This is a genomic window from Mesorhizobium sp. BHscii, from assembly GCF_053848065.1.
This window is the reverse complement of sequence record NZ_JBSPKW010000002.1, coordinates 398,412-414,911: the sequence shown is the minus strand read 5'-3', so window position 1 is coordinate 414,911 and position 16,500 is coordinate 398,412. Positions and strand designations below refer to the sequence as shown.

Here is a 16,500-nt window from a genome sequence, read left to right as displayed (position 1 = left end):
AGGCATGGCGAAGCGCATTGTTTTTCACATTGCCAGTCTCAGGGGCGGCGGCGCCGAGCGTGTCTTCGTCCTCATGGCAAATGAATTGGCATCACGTGGCCACGATGTCACACTTTTTACCTGGAACGCTGAAGGACCCAACGCCGCGCTGCGCTCCCCCGCGGTGCATCTTGTCGATTTCGACCTTCCCATCCGGGGCGAGGGTTACGGCAAGTGGGAGACGCTGAAAGGCATCGTGCGAAGCGCACGTTTGTTCAGCCGCCTTGGTCCGCATGCGGTCTATAGCGCCCCCGAATTTGCCAATCTGGTCGTGGCGCTGGCGCTTCTCTTGGCGCGAAGCCGAGCGCGGTTCTTTCCAAGCTTCCACGCGGCGGCCTCACTGCCTTCCAGCAGCCTCGGCGCGAGAATAGCGGTCTGGCTTTCCGCGTTGGTTGCAGCGCGCGCAACCAAAGCCATCGCCGTCTCGGTGGGTGTCGGCCGCGACATTGCGGCCCGCGGCTTTTCCAAATCCAAGGTTGCCGTCATCAACAATCCGCTGCCACCGGCTGCGGCGCTCCAGCAAGATTCCTATACATGGCAGACAAAGCTGGCGACGATGGGCGATGGCCCGGTCATCGCCACCGCCGGGCGCCTGGTGCCGGTCAAGGATCATCGGACCTTGCTGCGGGCTTTCGCTATCCTGCGCGCCGGCCGCCGCGCTCGGCTTGTAATCTTCGGCGAAGGTCCGCTGGCTGCCGAGTTGCGCACCTTTGCCCAGGAATCCGGTACCGCCGCCGATGTGCTCTTTGCCGGCTACGTCAACGATCCCGCGGCCTGTTATGCCGCAGCCGATCTGTTCGTCCTTTCCTCGACGAGCGAGGGCTTCGGCAATGTGCTGGTCGAGGCCATGGCTGCTGGCGTCCCCGTAGTCTCCACAGATGCGCCGCATGGCCCGCGCGAGATTCTCGGTGACGGTCGTTTCGGCGCCTTGGTGCCGGTCGGCGATGCCGCGGCCCTGGCAAAGGCGATGGCTGAGATGCTGGACCACCCCACTTCTGTCGCCCTCCTGAAGAGCAGAGCAGCGGATTTCGAAGTTGAAAAGATCGGAGATGCATACGAAGCGCTGCTCTAGCAAGGAGCTTCGCGCTGGCGTTCGTTGAGGCAGCCGCTATCGCCATTCGCGTCGTTGGAGCATCGCCGTTGGCCTCCGGGCAGGATGGGTGTCAGATACATCGGAATCTGATAGCAGCCCACGAAGAGGAGCAGCGGGTCGGTCACCGCGGCGGGATGCGCGGGCGTAGGACCGCATGGCGATCCCTTTTAACGGAGTGTTCGAATGAGACATGTGTGGCGTTGGTTCGGCCCGGTCGACAAGGTGACGATCGCGGATGCGCGTCAGGCCGGGGCGCAAGGCATCGTCACGGCTCTTCACCACGTTCCTCACGGCGCCATCTGGCTGCCCGCCGAAATCGAAAGACGTCAGCGCGAAGTCGCGTCTTTGCCGGATGGAAGCGCAAGCGATCTGAACTGGGAGATTGTCGAAAGCCTGCCGGTTTCCGAAGCGATCAAGACGCAGGTCGGCGAGTGGCGCAGCCATATTGCCAACTACAAGACATCGTTGGAAAACCTGGCGCGGGCCGGCATTTCGGTCATCTGCTACAATTTCATGCCCGTGCTCGATTGGACCCGCACCGATCTTGCCTGGCGCCTGCCGCATGGCGGCACCACCATGCGCTTCGATCTGATCCACTTCGCCGCCTTCGACATCCATATCCTGAAACGCCAAGGGGCGCTCGGCGATTACACACCGGAGATCGTCTCCGAGGCGGAGCGGCGATACGCGCAGATGGATGAGGATGCGCGGAAGATTCTGGCAAGAAGCGTCAATTCCGGTCTGCCCGGCTCGACCGAAGACACGTCTCTCGACGGTCTCGCGGCTCAACTGTCAAATTATGACCGCATCGGCGCAACAATCCTGCGCCGGCATTTCGTCGATTTCCTGGCGGAGGTCGTGCCTACGGCCGAACGCCTCGGCCTGCGTCTCTGCTGCCACCCCGATGATCCGCCGTTTCCGCTGCTCGGCCTGCCGCGCATCATGTCGACCGAGGCCGACTACAGGTACATTCTGGACGCAGTCGACAGCCCGGCCAACGGAGCGACACTGTGCACGGGATCGCTCGGCGCAAGACCGGACAATGATCTGCCCGGCATGATCAGGCGGATAGGGCCCAAAATCCACTTCGCGCATCTGCGCAATGTGCGCAAGGAAGCAGCCGGCACCCCCTGCTCGTTCCACGAGGACGAGCATCTTGCCGGCGACACCGACATGGTGGCGGTGGTGGCGGCGCTGCTTCACGAGGAAGCGCGGCGTCAGAAGGAAGGACGCCAGGACGCGGTCATCCCGATGCGTCCCGACCATGGCCAGGATATTCTCGACGACCTGACGCGTGGGGCCCAGCCCGGCTATCCGGCCATCGGGCGGCTCAAAGGATTGGCCGAACTCCGCGGCGTCGAACATGCCATTCGCAACTCGGCATCAAGCAAGCGGATCTCCACCTCTACCCCATAGTCTGGAGAAGGGCGCGGGGCGGTTCGCAACCGGTGCTCGTTAAATTTGCCATCAGTCTCGACCACTGGGCGTTCCGCGGCCCGCCTCCGGCTCGATGGCACCTTTCCACCTTATCGCGCGGACTTGTGTATAATAGCAGTTTGCGGTTTGAGTCCGATTGCAATCCGCTAGCTTGCGCTAGTTATTGCTCCATCCACAGCCGGTGTTGAGAGGAACTCTAGGCAACGGTTGGGAATTTGTATCCTGGGAGGAAATCACGATGAGAAAATTCGCCGCCGCTCTGGCCGCCGCCGCAGCCGTCACGCTTTATCCGTTCGCTGCGGGCGCGCAAACCTATCCCGAACGCACCATCACTGTCGTGGTGCCGTTTTCGGCCGGCGGCCCGACCGACACGGTCACGCGCCTCGTCGCGGAAGCCATGTCGAAGGATCTCGGCCAGCAGATCATCGTCGAGAATGTCGGCGGCGCCGGCGGCACACTGGGCGCCGGTCGCGTCGCGAACGCCGAGCCGGACGGCTATACGCTGCTCCTCCACCACATCGGTATGGCGACAAGCGCCACGCTGTACCGAAAGCTCGCATACGACACGCTGAACAGCTTCGAATATGTCGGCCTCGTCACCGAGGTGCCGATGACCATCGTCGCCCGCAAGGACCTCGAGTCGACCGATCTGAAGGGGCTGGTCGACTACGCCAAGGCCAACAAGGATACCGTCACCGTCGCCAATGCCGGTATAGGCGCGGCCTCGCATCTGTGCGGCATGCTGTTCATGAGTGCGATCGGCACTCCGCTGGTCACCGTGCCCTACAAGGGCACCGGGCCGGCCATGACCGACCTTCTCGGCGGTCAGGTCGATATCATGTGCGATCAGACGACCAATACCACCAAGCAGATCCAGGGCGGCACGATCAAGGCCTACGCCGTGACCTCGCCGGAACGCCTCGATGTTCTGCCGGATGTCCCGACGACGACGGAAGCCGGTCTCCCTGAGGTGCAGGTCGGCATCTGGCATGGCCTCTACGCGCCCAAGGGCACGCCTGCCGAGGTCACCGTGCGCCTGTCGAAATCGCTTCAGGTCGCACTGAAGGACCCGAACGTCGCCGCCCGCTTCGCCGAGCTCGGCACCAAGCCGTCGTCCGACGCCGACGCGACGCCGGCCGCGCTGAAGGCCAAGCTGGAAGGCGAGATCGCGCGCTGGAAGCCGATCATCGAAGCCGCCGGCCAGTACGCCGACTGAGGTTCGAAACGGGGCGCCACCAGCGCCCCGTTTTCGCTTCGGCCGCGTTTTCGCACTGCACCGGCGCGCCCGCGGCGCGGGCCTGGGAGGACGACATGAAACCTTTCGCAATCGACACGACCAACGGCATCTGCGCCGCGCTGTTCATCTTCCTCGGCGGATTCTTCGCGCTGCAGTCGCTCGGCCTCGAAATCGGCACTGCTTTCCGCATGGGACCGGGCTATTTCCCGCTGGTCCTGGCGATCGTGCTGATCCTGCTCGGCGCCGTCATCCTCATCCAGGCGGTGCGCTTCGAGAGCGAGCCGATCGGGCATATAGCCTGGCGCGGCATGCTGTTCATCCTCCCTGCTCCGATCTTCTTCGGCCTGACCGTGCGCGGCCTCGGCTTCATCCCCTCGATCTTCCTGACGGCGCTGATCGCATCCTTTGCCAGCGGCCGCATGAGGCCGCTGACCGCGCTCGTGCTGTCCGCCGGCCTGACGCTGTTTGCGTTCCTCGTCTTCAGCTATGCGCTCGGCCTGCCGTTCCGGCGCTTCGGCCCGTGGCTGCCCTCATGGCTGGTATTGTGAGGGGCTGAACATGGAACTCCTCGACAACCTCGGGCTTGGCTTTTCGACGGCCACGTCGCTGGCAAACCTCGGTTTCTGTCTGATCGGCGTCCTTCTCGGCACGCTGATCGGCGTCCTGCCAGGCATTGGCGCCACCGCAACCATCGCCATGCTGTTGCCGATCACCTTCCAGATCGGCGACCCGGTTTCCTCCCTGATCATGCTCGCCGGCATCTATTACGGCGCGCAATATGGCGGCTCGACCACCGCCATTCTCATCAACATGCCCGGCGAATCCTCGTCAGCCGTCACTGCAATCGACGGCTACCAGATGGCCAAGAACGGCCGCGCCGGTGCGGCACTCGCCATCGCGGCAATTGGCTCGTTCTTCGCCGGCACGGTGTCTACTTTCCTCGTCGCCATCTTTGCCCCGCCGCTGACGGCGATCGCGCTGCAATTCGGCGCAGCCGAGTATTTTTCGCTGATGATCGTCGGCCTTGTCTCGTCCGTCGCGCTCGCCCACGGCTCGATTGTCAAGGCGCTGGCAATGGTGGTGCTCGGCCTGCTGCTCGGCATTGTCGGCACCGACATCTACACCGGCACACCGCGCTTCACGCTCGGCATCCGCGAATATGCCGACGGGCTGAATTTCGTCGCGGTGGCGGTCGGCGTCTTCGGCGTCGCCGAGATACTGCGCAACCTCGAAAACGAGCACGAGCGCTCCGTGCTGATCCGAAGGGTCTCCGGCCTGATGCCGACACGCGAGGACTTTCGACGCATGGCGGCGCCCATCGTGCGCGGAACGATCATCGGTTCGGCGCTCGGCATCCTGCCGGGAGGCGGTGCGATCCTTGCAGCCTTTGCCTCCTACACGGTCGAAAAGCGCGTATCGAAAAACCCGGGGGAATTCGGTAAGGGCGCCGTCGAAGGCGTCGCCGGACCGGAATCGGCCAACAATGCCGGCGCGCAGACCTCCTTCATCCCGATGCTGACGCTCGGCATTCCGGCCAACCCGGTGATGGCGCTGATGATCGGCGCGATGATCATCCAGGGCATCGTGCCCGGCCCCAATGTCGCGATCGAACAGCCGGCGCTGTTTTGGGGCATCATCGCCTCGATGTGGATCGGCAATCTGATGCTGATCATCTTGAACCTGCCGCTGATCGGGCTTTGGGTTAAACTCCTGACGATCCCCTATTACGTGCTCTTCCCGATCATCATGGCGTTCTGCTCGATCGGCGTTTATAGCGTCAACACCAACGTCTACGACCTCTACGCCGTCGCCTTCTTCGGCTTCCTCGGCTACCTCCTGACCAAGCTGCGCTGCGAACCCGCGCCGCTGCTGCTCGGCTTCGTGCTCGGGCCGCTGCTCGAGGAAAACCTGCGCCGCGCCATGATTCTCGCGCGCGGCGACCCGAGCACCTTCGTGACGAGGCCGATCAGCGCCGGCCTGCTCTTCATCGCGCTCGCCGTGCTCGTCATCGTCTTCCTGCCGGCGGTCAAGAAGAAGCGCGAAGAGGTGTTCGTGGAGGAGAATTAGCGAGAGTCACGCGGCCGCCTCTCCACGGCCGCGGCCGCCGATGCGGGTGCCGGTTTCCGAATCGAACAGGAAGACCGCAGTGTCATGGAAAGTGATCCCGATCGGCTCATCCATATCGTAATGCGCCGATTTATCGGCCTTGACCGTTACGGTGGCCCCACCGAATTGGCAGGTGATCAAGGTATGATCGCCCATCAGTTCCACGGCATAGACCCGCGCCGCGATCTTGCCCTCCGATGCGCCCGTGACCCGGCAATCCTCGGGCCGGAGGCCGGCAGTGACCTTTTTCCGGCTTTCGGCAACGCTGGTCGCAAATCGCCCTTCTGCGCAGGCGAACGCACCCTGGACCAGCTCGCCCTGGAGAAAATTCATCGGCGGCGAGCCGATGAAGCCGGCGACGAATAGGTTCGCCGGATCGTCGTAGATCTGTCGGGGCGTCGCGATCTGCTGCACGACACCCCGGTTCATGATGGCAACACGGTGAGCCAAGGTCATGGCCTCGATCTGATCGTGGGTGACGTATATCGTCGTCACGCCCAGATCCGCCTGCAGGCGTTTCAGCTCCGAGCGCATGTGGCCGCGCAGCTTGGCGTCCAGATTGGAGAGCGGCTCGTCCATCAGGAAGACGCTCGGCCGCCGCACCATGGCGCGGGCGAGTGCGATGCGCTGCCGCTGACCGCCGGAAAGCTGCCGTGGATAGCGGTCGAGGAATTCCTCAAGGTGGACCTTGACGGCGGCGCTGCGGACGGAGGCGTCGCGTTCGGTGCGCGGCACGCCCCGCAGCTTCAGCGGATATGCGATGTTCTCCGCAACCGTCATATGCGGATAGAGTGCGTAGGACTGGAACACCATCGCCACGTCGCGATATTTGGGCAGAACGTGGGTGACGTCGCGGTCGCCGATGAGGACGCGGCCGGAACTCACCGATTCAAGCCCGGCGACCATGCGCAGCGCCGTCGTCTTGCCGCAGCCCGAAGGGCCGAGCAGCACCAGGAACTCACCGTCCTCGATCTCCAGGTCGAGCCCTTTGACGACTTCGACCGCGCCGAAGGATTTGTAGATATCGGACAGGGTGACCCGCATATCGACTAGCCCTTCACTGCGCCGACCAGCAGCCCCCGCGCGATGTGCTTCTGCAGGATGGTGGAGATGACGATCACGGGGGCGATCATCACGGTGATCAACACCGACATATTCCACCATTGCGGACCGCGGGTCGTGTTCTGGGCCGATACAAGCACCGGCATCGTCTGCGCATCGGCATTGGAGAGGAAGAGGGCCAGCAGATACTCGTTCCAGGCAAGGATCAGTACCAGCAGGAAAGTCGCGACCAAGCCGGATCGCACCAGCGGCAGCGCGATAGTGAAGAACACGCGAAACTTGGAGGCTCCGTCTATCTGTGCGCTCTCCTCAAGGTCGAGCGGGATGCCGGCGAAGAAATCGCGCGTCAGCCACACGACGATCGGCAGGTTGATGGCGGTGTAGGTGGCGATCAGCGCCACCTGCGTGTCGAGCAGGCGCATCTGCTGGAACATCACGTAGATCGGCAATACGGCGACGATCGGCGGCATGATACGGTTCGAGATCATCCAGAACTCAATGTCGTTATTGCCGACCGCAAGCTTTGTGCGTCCAACGAGCGTGAACAGCGCAATGATGAAGAGAGCGGCCGCCACGACAATGGCGATCTCCCACCGCACGCCGAAAGTGGCCACTGCGACGATGATTGCGGTGAGCAGGATCAGGAAGATTGCAACGGCGGCGAGTTTCACCTGGAAGCGGATACGCACGAGCGCGTAGGCCGCCAGCGAGCCGATCAGGACTGCGAGCAGCGTGCTGGCCACCGCGACGACGACGGAATTCATATAAGGGCGCAGTGTGTAATTCTGCACGAGCATGAAATCCCATGCCTGCAGCGAGGGGGCAAAGTCGACGAACGGGATATAGAACGGCCCGTTGTCGACCTCCCCAGGCCCCTTGAAGGAGGTGATCAACACCCAGTAGAGAGGAATCACCACAACGAGCGCCCACAGGAACAGCAGCGCATAGGTGACGATCTTGGTGACCGGCGCCTGGCTGTCGATCGAGGCCGGCTCGAACAGCCGGCGCGCCAGTGAGCGCGGCTCGGCGCTCATGCTTCGAACCGGCGCGCCGGCCGGACCACGAAGTTGAAGAACGAGACGCATACGATGGTCGAGATGAACAGGAGCATGTAGCCGACAGCGGCCGAGCCGCCGAGATCCTGGGTGCGCCAGGATATGAAAGAATGGAGCGTCATCGATTCCGTTGCCAGGCCAGGGCCGCCGCCGGTGAGCACGTTCGGCAGGTCGATGATCTTGAAAGCCTCGATCAGCCGGATCAGCACGACGGTAGCGGCAATCGGCGCGATCGCTGGCCAGGTAATGTCGCGAAAAATCTGGAAGCCGTTGGCTCCGTCGAGCCGCGCCGCCTCGACCTGATCGCGCGGCTGGTTCTCAATGGCCGCCAGCAGCACGATGAACATGAACGGCGTCCACTGCCAGGTGTCGCCAACCAACACCATGAGTCGCGCCGACCAGGCCTCTGTGGCCCATGACCACTCGCTGATGCCGAAAGCGCGCACGAGCGGGGCGAAGGGGCCCTTCTGCATGTCGGCGAGCATGCGGAACGTGTAGGCGATGCCGACCGGGGTGACCATCAACGGGATGAAGAAGAGGACGCGAAAGAAATTTCGGCCGCGGATTGGCTGGCCGCAGAGGAGCGCCAGGCCCAGCCCCAGTGCGAACTGCACGGATACGCCGACGAACACGTAGAGAAGCGTGTTGACGACGGTCCCCGGCACGCCGCCCGGCGCCATGGTGGCCAGCGCAAGTACCGCCAGGGCCATAGCCGTTGCCGTCGCGAGAAGGCGACCAACCATGCCGGCGATCGTCGGCCTGCCACGCCAGAGATAGCGGGCGAGAAGAAAGAGCAGCGCTGCCGCTATCAACGCCAGCAAAGCCCATTGGACAAAGCCGAACGTGCCGAACTTGCCGAGCAGGTGATACTGCTGTGAGCCGACCAGCAACTTGCGGAAGTTCAAAAGGCCGATGAATTTCAGCGTGAATCCGCCCGACGCGAGTGCAAAGCGCGAAAGCGCGAGATAGGCCGAGATGATGAGCGGAAAAATCGCGAAACAGAGAAGCACGACGACGGCTGGCAGCACCATGATCCGGCCCGAGTGACCGTCCAGCCATTCGGCCCAGCTGCGGCGGTCGGCAGCTTCTGGCATAGTGTCGGTTGCGGTCATCATAACCCGGGAAAGTGTGGCAGGCACGAGACCCGGCGCGGACCGATGCCACGCCGGGTCGATTGCTTGACGCCTATTTGGCGCCGATAGTCGCCTTGTAAAGTTTGAGCTGCTCGTCTTTGCCAATCTCTTCGTTCAGCTCATTCCAGCCTTCCTCGACCGCCGCGACGGTCGCTTCCTTGTCGATTTCGCCGGCGAGGAAGCGCGAGACCGCCTCGTCGAGCACGACCTGCTGGTACTTCTGATTTTGCGGGATGCGCAGGTCGAGGATCATGTTCGGGCTGCTCATGCTGTCGTTGATCGCGCCCAGGTAGACTTTAGCCTCGTCCTCGCTCATGCCGGCCTTCTTCCAAAGGTCGCTGTAGCTGAGCTGCGAGGTGCGGTACGGGTTGAAGCCGGTGCCGCCGACGGTGACGTCGGCATTCGACTGTGCCGGCTGCGTCATGAACGAGAAGTACGCGTAGGCGGCGTCCTTCACCTTCGGATCGGCCGCCGCGTTGATGCCGCCGCCCCAGCCGCCAAAGGCGGCGAACGGTGCATGGTTCACGCCGTCGATCGCGTGCGGGCAGTTTTCTGCCGTGCAGGCCTCGAGCTTGCCGGTGTCCCAGTTCAGGACCTCCTTGGATCCGGGCATGATCGCCGCGCCCCATTTGCCCATCACCTTGGACTGCGCCGGATCGATCGAGATGGTGCCTACATCACCCCAGTCGAGGTTCAGCGCGCAGCGGCCGGAAGCGAAGAGCGGCCTTGTGTCGCTGACATCGAGGTTTAGCTCGTCCGGCGGGCCGTATTTGGTCGATTCAGACAGGAAGTCGAGCGCCTTGCGGAAGGCGTCGTTGTTGACGAGCGGCGTCATGTCCTTGGTGTTGAAGAAGGTGCCCTGGCTGGTTCCCTTGGACTGGGTCATCGAGCCGACCACATCGGTGACGAACCAATAGCTCTGCGCGTTGCGCTTCTTGGCGATGCACGAGCCGAAATCCGGCGTGCCATCGCCGCTCATATCCTTGCCATGCGTGGCCTTGGCGACCTCGAGATACTCGTCCCAGGTTTTCGGCACCGCCAGGCCGGCCGCTTCCAGCACGTCCTTGCGGTAGTACATCATGTGGAAGTCGCCATCGAGCGTGATCATGTAGGTCTTGCCGTTGTACTTCTCGGAGAAGTCCCGGAAGAACGCGCCCACATCCTCCTGCTGGATGTCCTTGTCAGCCTCGACCCGCGGCGTCAGGTCCTCGAGGTAGCCGCCGGCGATGTAGTCGACCATCCATTGCGGGGCGAACACGCCGGCGTCGACCGAGTTGGTGCCGCTCGCCCAGTCGGTGAGGATCTTTTGATAGAGATCCGAGAAGGGCACCGCGATGACATTGATCTTGGCGCCGGTGAGCGCTTCGAACTCGGGCGCGCGCCTCTGTAGAGGCTCCTGAATCGCACCGGTTTGCGTAATAACGTTCACGGTAACTCCCGCAAACGGCTTGTCCTGCGCGAAGGCAGGTGCGCCAACAAGCGCAGAAAAGGCCGAAAAGCCGGCCAGAAAGGCCCCAATTCTCATCAGACTTCCTCCCATATTGACCGGGGACCTGTTCCTGCGAACAAGCCGCCGGCATCTCCCCGTCGGTCGCCGTCGCCAAAGCACGGCACCAACGCTCCTCAAGTACAATATCGGCATCGCACAGCGAGTCCAGTGTCTTGCCGCTACGGAAAGTGAGGCGCCCAGCGAGCTTCCTGGCTACTGCATATCGCCCAAGAGATGCCCTCGGGCGTGACCCCTGGGCCTGACCCGAGGGTGCGCGGCTTTGAGCGCGTCGCCGGGAGACCGCTCGATCTTGCCTAAGAAAATCCCACCGCGTCGACAATCCCGTCACCGATGCTCGCACCGTCGGCACGGGCGTCACTGCAAGTTGGTGTGGCGGGACAACATCAGCTTGTGCGCGTCGGGAGTCTGATGCGCCAAGCCGAGCACAATGCTGTCGAGCAGAATGAGGCAGGATTGCTCGAACAGGCTGCCGCCAAACTGTTCCGATTTCTCGACAGGTACATGCAGCGTGACATCTGCAATGCCGGCCAGGGTCCCCGCCGGCTTACGCGTCAGCGTAACGATCTTGGCGCCTTCCGCCTTGGCGATGCGGGCAAAGCCTGTACTGACCGGTGTCTCTCCAGAGCCGGAGATGATCAGCAGCGCATCGCCCTTGCGGATCGACGGCGCCGATACCTCACCGACGAAATGCACCGTTCGGCCAAGGTGCATGAAGCGCATCGCGCCCATCTGCGCGATGAGGCCGGAACGCCCCTGCCCGGAAAAGAACCATCGCTGATCGGGGTCATCGAACGCCTGCACTAGCCTTGCAAAGGCGACGGCGTCGATCCGGCCAAGAAGGTCGGTTATTTCCTGTCCCACGGCCAGCCACGGCCTGGATTGGGCAATCTGTCGCGAATCCATCGTGCTACCTCTTTCGGGCTTGCGGATTCTGTAATGGCGCTGCCAACCACGAGGATTTCGGGTTTGACTGCGATCACCGCCTCCAGCGTGTCGGGGCCGATCCCGCCGGCGAGCGAAACCAGGAAGCCGCGATCGTGCATCTTTCTCACGGCGCGTCGATATGTGACGTGGAGGTGTTGCCCGCCAGCCGCGCATCCGTTGGCAAGTGGACCGCGACATAGCCGAAGCTTTCGGGAAAGACAGCATTCAAGGGAAGCAATTCTGCCTCGCCCGACTCGGTGATGGTATCGACGATGACCGTCGCGCCGAAGGCGGCGGCACGTTTTCCTATTGCTTCGTACGTGGCGGACGAAGCACACGACAGGACCGTCATGAACGCGGCACCGGCGCCGAATACCATATCAGCCTCGAGCTGGCCGCCGTCGACGGTCTTGGTATCAGCCAACACCATGATTTCAGGGCAGAGCTCGCGCGCCGTGGTGATGGCAGAGAGGCCAAAGCGTTTCAGCAACGGCGTGCCGATCTCGATAATGTCGGCGAACGCCTTCATCTGCGGGAGCAGGGCCAGGTGTTCAGGCTTGTCGAAGGCGACTTGGAGGAGCAAGGCGGTTCTCTCGGATTGCTTAAGAAAGCGGGGGCGGCATGACGACAACGCCCAATTCACTGTCGTGTGCTTCGTAGTCGAAATCTGCCATAATCCAGCAACCTCCAAGCTGGTCTGCATAGGGAGAGCAAATCGTACCCTGCAAAGCAAGTGTGGTTCTTGTCGAAAAGCAGGAGGTGCAGTCCAGATCAGCGCCGATGCCAACAGTAACGCGATATGAGGTAGTCCTTTGACAAGATTGTTTGAGCCCATTCGATGCAAGGTCGATCTGTCGACTGGTGCGATGGCAAATGCAACCGGCAGCTACCAAAAACGCTTCTGCGATCTGGACGGGCTCTACGCGGACCCCGCTGCCTTCGAAGCCATGCGCGCGACGTGGGGCGAGCGCATCGTCTACGAGGTCTCCGAGTTCCGACCGACCGAGCAGTCGGGCGATCTGATTTTCGGCGTCACGCGCATGGCGCCCGGAAAAGTCGGCGACGAGTATTTCATGACACGCGGTCACATCCACAACCAGGCCGACCGGCCCGAGATCTACTGTGGCCAGAAGGGGCACGGCCTCATGCTGATGGAATCGCCGGAGGGCGAGGTCCGGATCCTGTCCGTCGATGCGCAGACCGTCTGTTACGTCCCCCCTTTCTGGATCCACCGCTCGATCAATGTCGGGGAAGACGATCTGGTGATGCTGTTCTGTTATCCGGCCGATTCAGGGCAGGACTACGAGATCATCGCAAAATCGGGAGGCATGCGCTCGCGCGTGGTCGCCGACGATGGAGGCTGGAAGGAAGTCGACAACCCGGATTGGCGACCGCGTGACGCGAAGCTGATCTCCGCCCTGTATGGGCAACAATCCCGCACGGTGCCGGCATGAAGGCTCCCTTCGAGATCGCTGCTTCACTTCGCACTACTGCGGCTGTGCTGCGCGCGAGGGAAATCCGGGAGATCGGCAAATGAGCCGCTATCGGCCGGCTACCCAGCCGACACTCTATTTTATCGGTGTCACGACGACGAGCAGTTCGATCATGCGGGTTTTCCCTGCATGGGCGCGCCACCTCGGGCTGAAGGATGCGGTTCTCAAGGGCATCGACTTTCCGCTTCATGCCGATCCGGAGGCCTACCGTGAGGTCGTCTCCTTCATAAACTCCGACCCGCTGTCGCTTGGCGCGCTCGTCACCACGCACAAGATCGATCTCTTCAACGCAGCGCGCGACCTGTTCGACGTGATCGATCCGCACGCTCGCCTGATGCACGAGACCAGCTGCCTGTCGAAGCGGGGCGGCAAACTCATCTGCCATGCCAAGGATCCGATCTCTTCGGGCCTTGCGATAGATGGTTTCGTCCCGGCGGCATACTTCGCAGACACCGGCGCGGAAGTCCTGTCGATGGGCGCCGGGGGATCGACGATTGCGATCACCTGGCACCTGATGCGCAAGGAACGTGGCGCCGACGTACCTTCGCGCATCGTTGTCACCAACCGTTCGCAGCCGCGCCTCGACGAAATCGAGCGTATCCACGGAGAGATGATGTCGACGGTCGAGATCGAGTATGTCCTGGCAGACAGACCCGAGATCAATGATGAGACGTTGGCGGCGCTGAAACCAGGCTCGCTGGTGATCAACGCGACAGGACTTGGCAAGGACGCCGCAGGCTCGCCGATCACTGATGACGGCGTGTTCCCCCAGCGCGGCATTGCCTGGGATCTCAACTATCGCGGTGACCTGATCTTCCTTGACCAGGCAAGGCGGCAGCAGGCCCGACAGCAGTTGCAGATCGAGGACGGTTGGACATATTTCCTGCATGGTTGGACGCAGGTGATCGCAGAGGTCTTCGACATCGCGATCCCGGTGTCGGGGCCGGATTTCGAAAAGATTTCGCGCATCGCCATCGAAGCGGCGAAAGGCTAATGCCATGGAACGCATTCTCGTCACGCCGCGCTTGCTCTGACCGATAGACAGAGGATCACATGCTTGCCCATCTCAGGAATCTGCCGAAATGAGCGGCGAGCTTTTCCTCGCCATCGACGTCGGCACCGGCAGCGTCCGCGCCGCTCTGATCGATGTCACCGGCAATATCCTCGAACTTGCGTCGCGAGAGCACGACCAGATCGTGCCGGAGTTCGGCCGGGCCGAACAGCGGCCGGTCGATTGGTGGGAGGGTGCGCGAGCGAGCGTCAAGACGGTGCTGGACCGCCTCGATGGCGCCCGCGAACGCATCTCCGCCATCTGCGTCTGCGGGCAGATGCACGGGCTGGTCCTGCTCGATGCGCACGGAGCGCTGACGCGCGAGACGGCGCCGCTCTGGAACGACAAGCGCACCATCGATCTCGTACGTCGCTTCGAGGAAGCGAATGAGCCGGACAGCTACCTGCCCGAAAGCGGCAACACGCCGACCCCCGCATGGCCGGGTTTCAAACTGCAATGGGTCCGAGACAACGATCCCGCCGCATACGCCCGCAGCGCAGTCGCCATCATGCCGAAGGATTACATCAACTACCGGCTGACCGGCGAGATTGCCATGGATACTGGCGATGGGTCCTGCAGCTTCCTGATGAACCCAGAGCGGCTCGACTGGTCGCCGGTGATGATCGAGCGCATGGGTCTGGATGCCGCCAAGTTGCCGCCAATTCGCAACCCGCTGGATGTCGTCGGCCACGTCACCGAACAGGCGGCGCGTGACACCGGCCTGCGGTCAGGCACCCCCGTGCTGGTCGGCGGCGCCGACTATCCGGTTGCACTGCTCGGCTCAGGCGCTTGTCGGCCGGGAATGGGTTCCGACAGCACCGGCACGGGCGCGATCATCACGGCGATCGCAGAGAAGCCGCTGCTTGACCCGGAAATCTCGAACGTTGCGACGATCGAAGGCAACTGGGCGCAATTCGTGCTGCTGGAGACCGGTGGCGACGGCATGCGCTGGGCACGCCGCGCCTTCCACGGCAACGCGCTGTCCTATGACGAGATCGTCGCCTGCGCCGCCGAGGCACCCGCCGGTTGCGACGCATTGCTCTTCATGCCCTTTCTCACCGGCGAGCGCCTGGGGCGCCATCGCAACGCCCGCGCACAGTTCTTCGGATTGGGCGCCGGGCATGGCATGGAACATCTGCACCGCTCGATCCTGGAAGGCATCGCCTTTGCCATGACGCGTCACATCCGCATCATGGAACGCGCGTCAAACAAGCCGCTGGAGCGCGTTATCGCCGCGGGTGGCGGGGCGCGCACCGAACTCTGGCTGAAGATGAAGGCAAGTGCCTTCAACATTCCGATCCTGGTTCCGCGGGAGCCCGAATGCGGCATTGTCGGCTGTGCCGCGATGGCCGCGACGGCGACCGGCCGCTTCTCGCGCGTCGAACAGGCGGCCGAGAGCTTCGTGAGCTACGGCGCCGAAATCCTGCCGGACCCCAGATGGGCCGAGACCTACAGGCGCACCCAACCCGTTTTCGACCGGCTCTACTACCACAGCCAAGCGCTCTACGACGACATCGACGCACTGGCGGCCGCCACGCGGCCGACGCAGCCGTGATGCATCTCAGGCCTGCCGAGCCCTGCCTGTAGCGGCAGACCTGGCAATCACGACGCATCCCGTCTGGGATGCATCGGGCCGATTGACTCAGTTGTGGCGGATTTCCGTTCCCAGCACCTTCAGGCACTCGCGGATGAACGCGGCAAGTGCGGTCCAGCCCTTTGCCGAGACCATTGTTCCGTCCACGTAGGCCTCAGTCGGAGACAGGTCGATATAGGTTCCGCCGGCGAGGGTCACTTCCGGCTCGCAGGCAGCCAGCGCACCCACTTTCTTGCCACGCACGACGCCGTCGACCGCGATCAGGATCTGGACGCCATGGCAGATCGTAAAGATCGGCTTCTTGTTTTCGTGGAAATGGCGGACTATCGCCTGCACGCGCTTATCCGTGCGGATGTACTCGGGGCCACGACCGCCCGCGCAATACACGGCATGATATTGGTCGAGCTGTTTTTCCGCCTCCGAAAAGGTCTTGTTCATCAAAGCATAGTGGCCGGGTTTTTCGGTGTAGGTTTGGTCACCTTCGAAATCGTGAAGCGACGTCTTGATCAGGTCTCCAGCGTTCTTGTCAGGACAGACAACGTGGACGATGTGGCCGACAGCCTCCATCGCCTGCTGATAGACGAAGATCTCGTATTCTTCTGTAAACTCACCGGTCAACATTAGTATTTTCTTGCCTGGCATAGTCGGTTTCCTCGTTTTGTGGATGGAAGTCCGGCGGGCATTGCACTCGCCCGGCGGCGCGGGTCTCAGAAAAGGGAATCCGGGATGTCCCGGGCGTTTACCTGCATGATCAACGATGCATCCA

15 protein-coding genes are annotated in these 16,500 nt (G+C 62.6%); 8 read left to right on the top strand and 7 right to left on the bottom strand.

Going from position 1 to position 16,500, the window contains the following annotated elements:
* The first annotated feature begins 4 nt into the window (after positions 1-4).
* The 5 genes from ACWTU7_RS04800 to ACWTU7_RS04780 all read left to right on the top strand — a co-directional run bounded on the left by ACWTU7_RS04800 (position 5) and on the right by ACWTU7_RS04780 (position 5,873).
* Positions 5-1,111, top strand: coding sequence for a glycosyltransferase (locus ACWTU7_RS04800; protein ID WP_455837703.1), 1,107 nt, complete (start codon positions 5-7; stop codon positions 1,109-1,111).
* A 204-nt stretch (positions 1,112-1,315) separates the two neighbouring features.
* A complete protein-coding gene (uxuA, locus tag ACWTU7_RS04795; RefSeq protein WP_455837704.1) occupies positions 1,316-2,548 on the top strand; it encodes a mannonate dehydratase in 1,233 nt (410 codons plus the stop codon).
* Positions 2,549-2,807: 259 nt separating this feature from the next.
* Positions 2,808-3,785, top strand: a complete 978-nt coding sequence (locus ACWTU7_RS04790) for a tripartite tricarboxylate transporter substrate-binding protein (RefSeq protein WP_455837705.1) — start codon at positions 2,808-2,810, stop codon at positions 3,783-3,785.
* A gap of 95 nt (positions 3,786-3,880) precedes the next feature.
* Positions 3,881-4,354, top strand: coding sequence for a tripartite tricarboxylate transporter TctB family protein (locus ACWTU7_RS04785; protein ID WP_287329948.1), 474 nt, complete (start codon positions 3,881-3,883; stop codon positions 4,352-4,354).
* A gap of 10 nt (positions 4,355-4,364) precedes the next feature.
* Complete coding sequence (locus ACWTU7_RS04780; protein WP_455837706.1) at positions 4,365-5,873, top strand: tripartite tricarboxylate transporter permease; 1,509 nt, start codon at positions 4,365-4,367, stop codon at positions 5,871-5,873.
* Between the two features lie 6 nt (positions 5,874-5,879).
* Here the strand turns inward: ACWTU7_RS04780 and ACWTU7_RS04775 are convergent, their stop codons facing one another.
* The 6 genes from ACWTU7_RS04775 to ACWTU7_RS04750 all read right to left on the bottom strand — a co-directional run bounded on the left by ACWTU7_RS04775 (position 5,880) and on the right by ACWTU7_RS04750 (position 12,179).
* Positions 5,880-6,956 (bottom strand): ABC transporter ATP-binding protein, encoded by a 1,077-nt coding sequence (locus tag ACWTU7_RS04775; RefSeq protein WP_029350466.1) that lies wholly within the window; start codon positions 6,954-6,956, stop codon positions 5,880-5,882.
* Positions 6,957-6,961: 5 nt separating this feature from the next.
* Complete coding sequence (locus ACWTU7_RS04770) at positions 6,962-8,008, bottom strand: carbohydrate ABC transporter permease (protein ID WP_455837707.1); 1,047 nt, start codon at positions 8,006-8,008, stop codon at positions 6,962-6,964.
* A complete protein-coding gene (locus ACWTU7_RS04765) occupies positions 8,005-9,123 on the bottom strand; it encodes a carbohydrate ABC transporter permease (RefSeq protein WP_455837708.1) in 1,119 nt (372 codons plus the stop codon). The genes ACWTU7_RS04770 and ACWTU7_RS04765 overlap by 4 nt, the downstream gene beginning before the upstream one ends.
* A 91-nt stretch (positions 9,124-9,214) precedes the next feature.
* A complete protein-coding gene (locus ACWTU7_RS04760) occupies positions 9,215-10,687 on the bottom strand; it encodes an ABC transporter substrate-binding protein (RefSeq protein ID WP_051695713.1) in 1,473 nt (490 codons plus the stop codon).
* Positions 10,688-11,026: 339 nt separating this feature from the next.
* Positions 11,027-11,575, bottom strand: a complete 549-nt coding sequence (locus tag ACWTU7_RS04755; protein WP_455837709.1) for an SIS domain-containing protein — start codon at positions 11,573-11,575, stop codon at positions 11,027-11,029.
* Positions 11,576-11,720: 145 nt separating this feature from the next.
* Complete coding sequence (locus ACWTU7_RS04750; RefSeq protein WP_455837710.1) at positions 11,721-12,179, bottom strand: orotidine 5'-phosphate decarboxylase / HUMPS family protein; 459 nt, start codon at positions 12,177-12,179, stop codon at positions 11,721-11,723.
* Positions 12,180-12,408: 229 nt separating this feature from the next.
* Here ACWTU7_RS04750 and ACWTU7_RS04745 point away from each other — a divergent pair, with 229 nt between their 5' ends.
* The 3 genes from ACWTU7_RS04745 (at position 12,409) to ACWTU7_RS04735 (ending at position 15,695) form a co-directional block, all read left to right on the top strand.
* The gene (locus tag ACWTU7_RS04745) at positions 12,409-13,050 is read left to right on the top strand and encodes a glucose-6-phosphate isomerase (protein WP_455837711.1); all 642 of its coding nucleotides are present in this window, start codon (positions 12,409-12,411) and stop codon (positions 13,048-13,050) included.
* Between the two features lie 79 nt (positions 13,051-13,129).
* On the top strand, positions 13,130-14,083 hold the full coding sequence (locus tag ACWTU7_RS04740) for a shikimate dehydrogenase family protein (protein ID WP_455837712.1): 954 nt from the start codon (positions 13,130-13,132) through the stop codon (positions 14,081-14,083).
* A gap of 88 nt (positions 14,084-14,171) precedes the next feature.
* Positions 14,172-15,695 carry a xylulokinase gene (locus ACWTU7_RS04735; protein ID WP_455837713.1) on the top strand — a complete coding sequence of 508 codons (1,524 nt, stop codon included), beginning with the start codon at positions 14,172-14,174 and terminating at the stop codon, positions 15,693-15,695.
* An 87-nt stretch (positions 15,696-15,782) separates the two neighbouring features.
* On the opposite strand, the gene ACWTU7_RS04730 is transcribed toward ACWTU7_RS04735, so the two are convergent.
* Positions 15,783-16,376 (bottom strand): DJ-1/PfpI family protein, encoded by a 594-nt coding sequence (locus tag ACWTU7_RS04730; protein WP_065009308.1) that lies wholly within the window; start codon positions 16,374-16,376, stop codon positions 15,783-15,785.
* Between the last annotated feature and the right edge of the window lie 124 nt (positions 16,377-16,500).

Excerpts from the sequence above, each read along its gene's own strand:
- ACWTU7_RS04790 (WP_455837705.1), top strand. The coding sequence starts at position 2,808 with ATGAGAAAATTCGCCGCCGCTCTGGCCGCCGCCGCAGCCGTCACGCTT.
- ACWTU7_RS04775 (WP_029350466.1), bottom strand. The coding sequence starts at position 6,956 with ATGCGGGTCACCCTGTCCGATATCTACAAATCCTTCGGCGCGGTCGAA.
- ACWTU7_RS04780 (WP_455837706.1), top strand. The coding sequence starts at position 4,365 with ATGGAACTCCTCGACAACCTCGGGCTTGGCTTTTCGACGGCCACGTCG.
- ACWTU7_RS04765 (WP_455837708.1), bottom strand. The coding sequence starts at position 9,123 with ATGCCAGAAGCTGCCGACCGCCGCAGCTGGGCCGAATGGCTGGACGGT.
- ACWTU7_RS04770 (WP_455837707.1), bottom strand. The coding sequence starts at position 8,008 with ATGAGCGCCGAGCCGCGCTCACTGGCGCGCCGGCTGTTCGAGCCGGCC.
- ACWTU7_RS04760 (WP_051695713.1), bottom strand. The coding sequence starts at position 10,687 with ATGAGAATTGGGGCCTTTCTGGCCGGCTTTTCGGCCTTTTCTGCGCTT.
- uxuA (WP_455837704.1), top strand. The coding sequence starts at position 1,316 with ATGAGACATGTGTGGCGTTGGTTCGGCCCGGTCGACAAGGTGACGATC.
- ACWTU7_RS04735 (WP_455837713.1), top strand. The coding sequence starts at position 14,172 with ATGAGCGGCGAGCTTTTCCTCGCCATCGACGTCGGCACCGGCAGCGTC.
- ACWTU7_RS04755 (WP_455837709.1), bottom strand. The coding sequence starts at position 11,575 with ATGGATTCGCGACAGATTGCCCAATCCAGGCCGTGGCTGGCCGTGGGA.
- ACWTU7_RS04730 (WP_065009308.1), bottom strand. The coding sequence starts at position 16,376 with ATGCCAGGCAAGAAAATACTAATGTTGACCGGTGAGTTTACAGAAGAA.
- ACWTU7_RS04800 (WP_455837703.1), top strand. The coding sequence starts at position 5 with ATGGCGAAGCGCATTGTTTTTCACATTGCCAGTCTCAGGGGCGGCGGC.
- ACWTU7_RS04785 (WP_287329948.1), top strand. The coding sequence starts at position 3,881 with ATGAAACCTTTCGCAATCGACACGACCAACGGCATCTGCGCCGCGCTG.
- ACWTU7_RS04740 (WP_455837712.1), top strand. The coding sequence starts at position 13,130 with ATGAGCCGCTATCGGCCGGCTACCCAGCCGACACTCTATTTTATCGGT.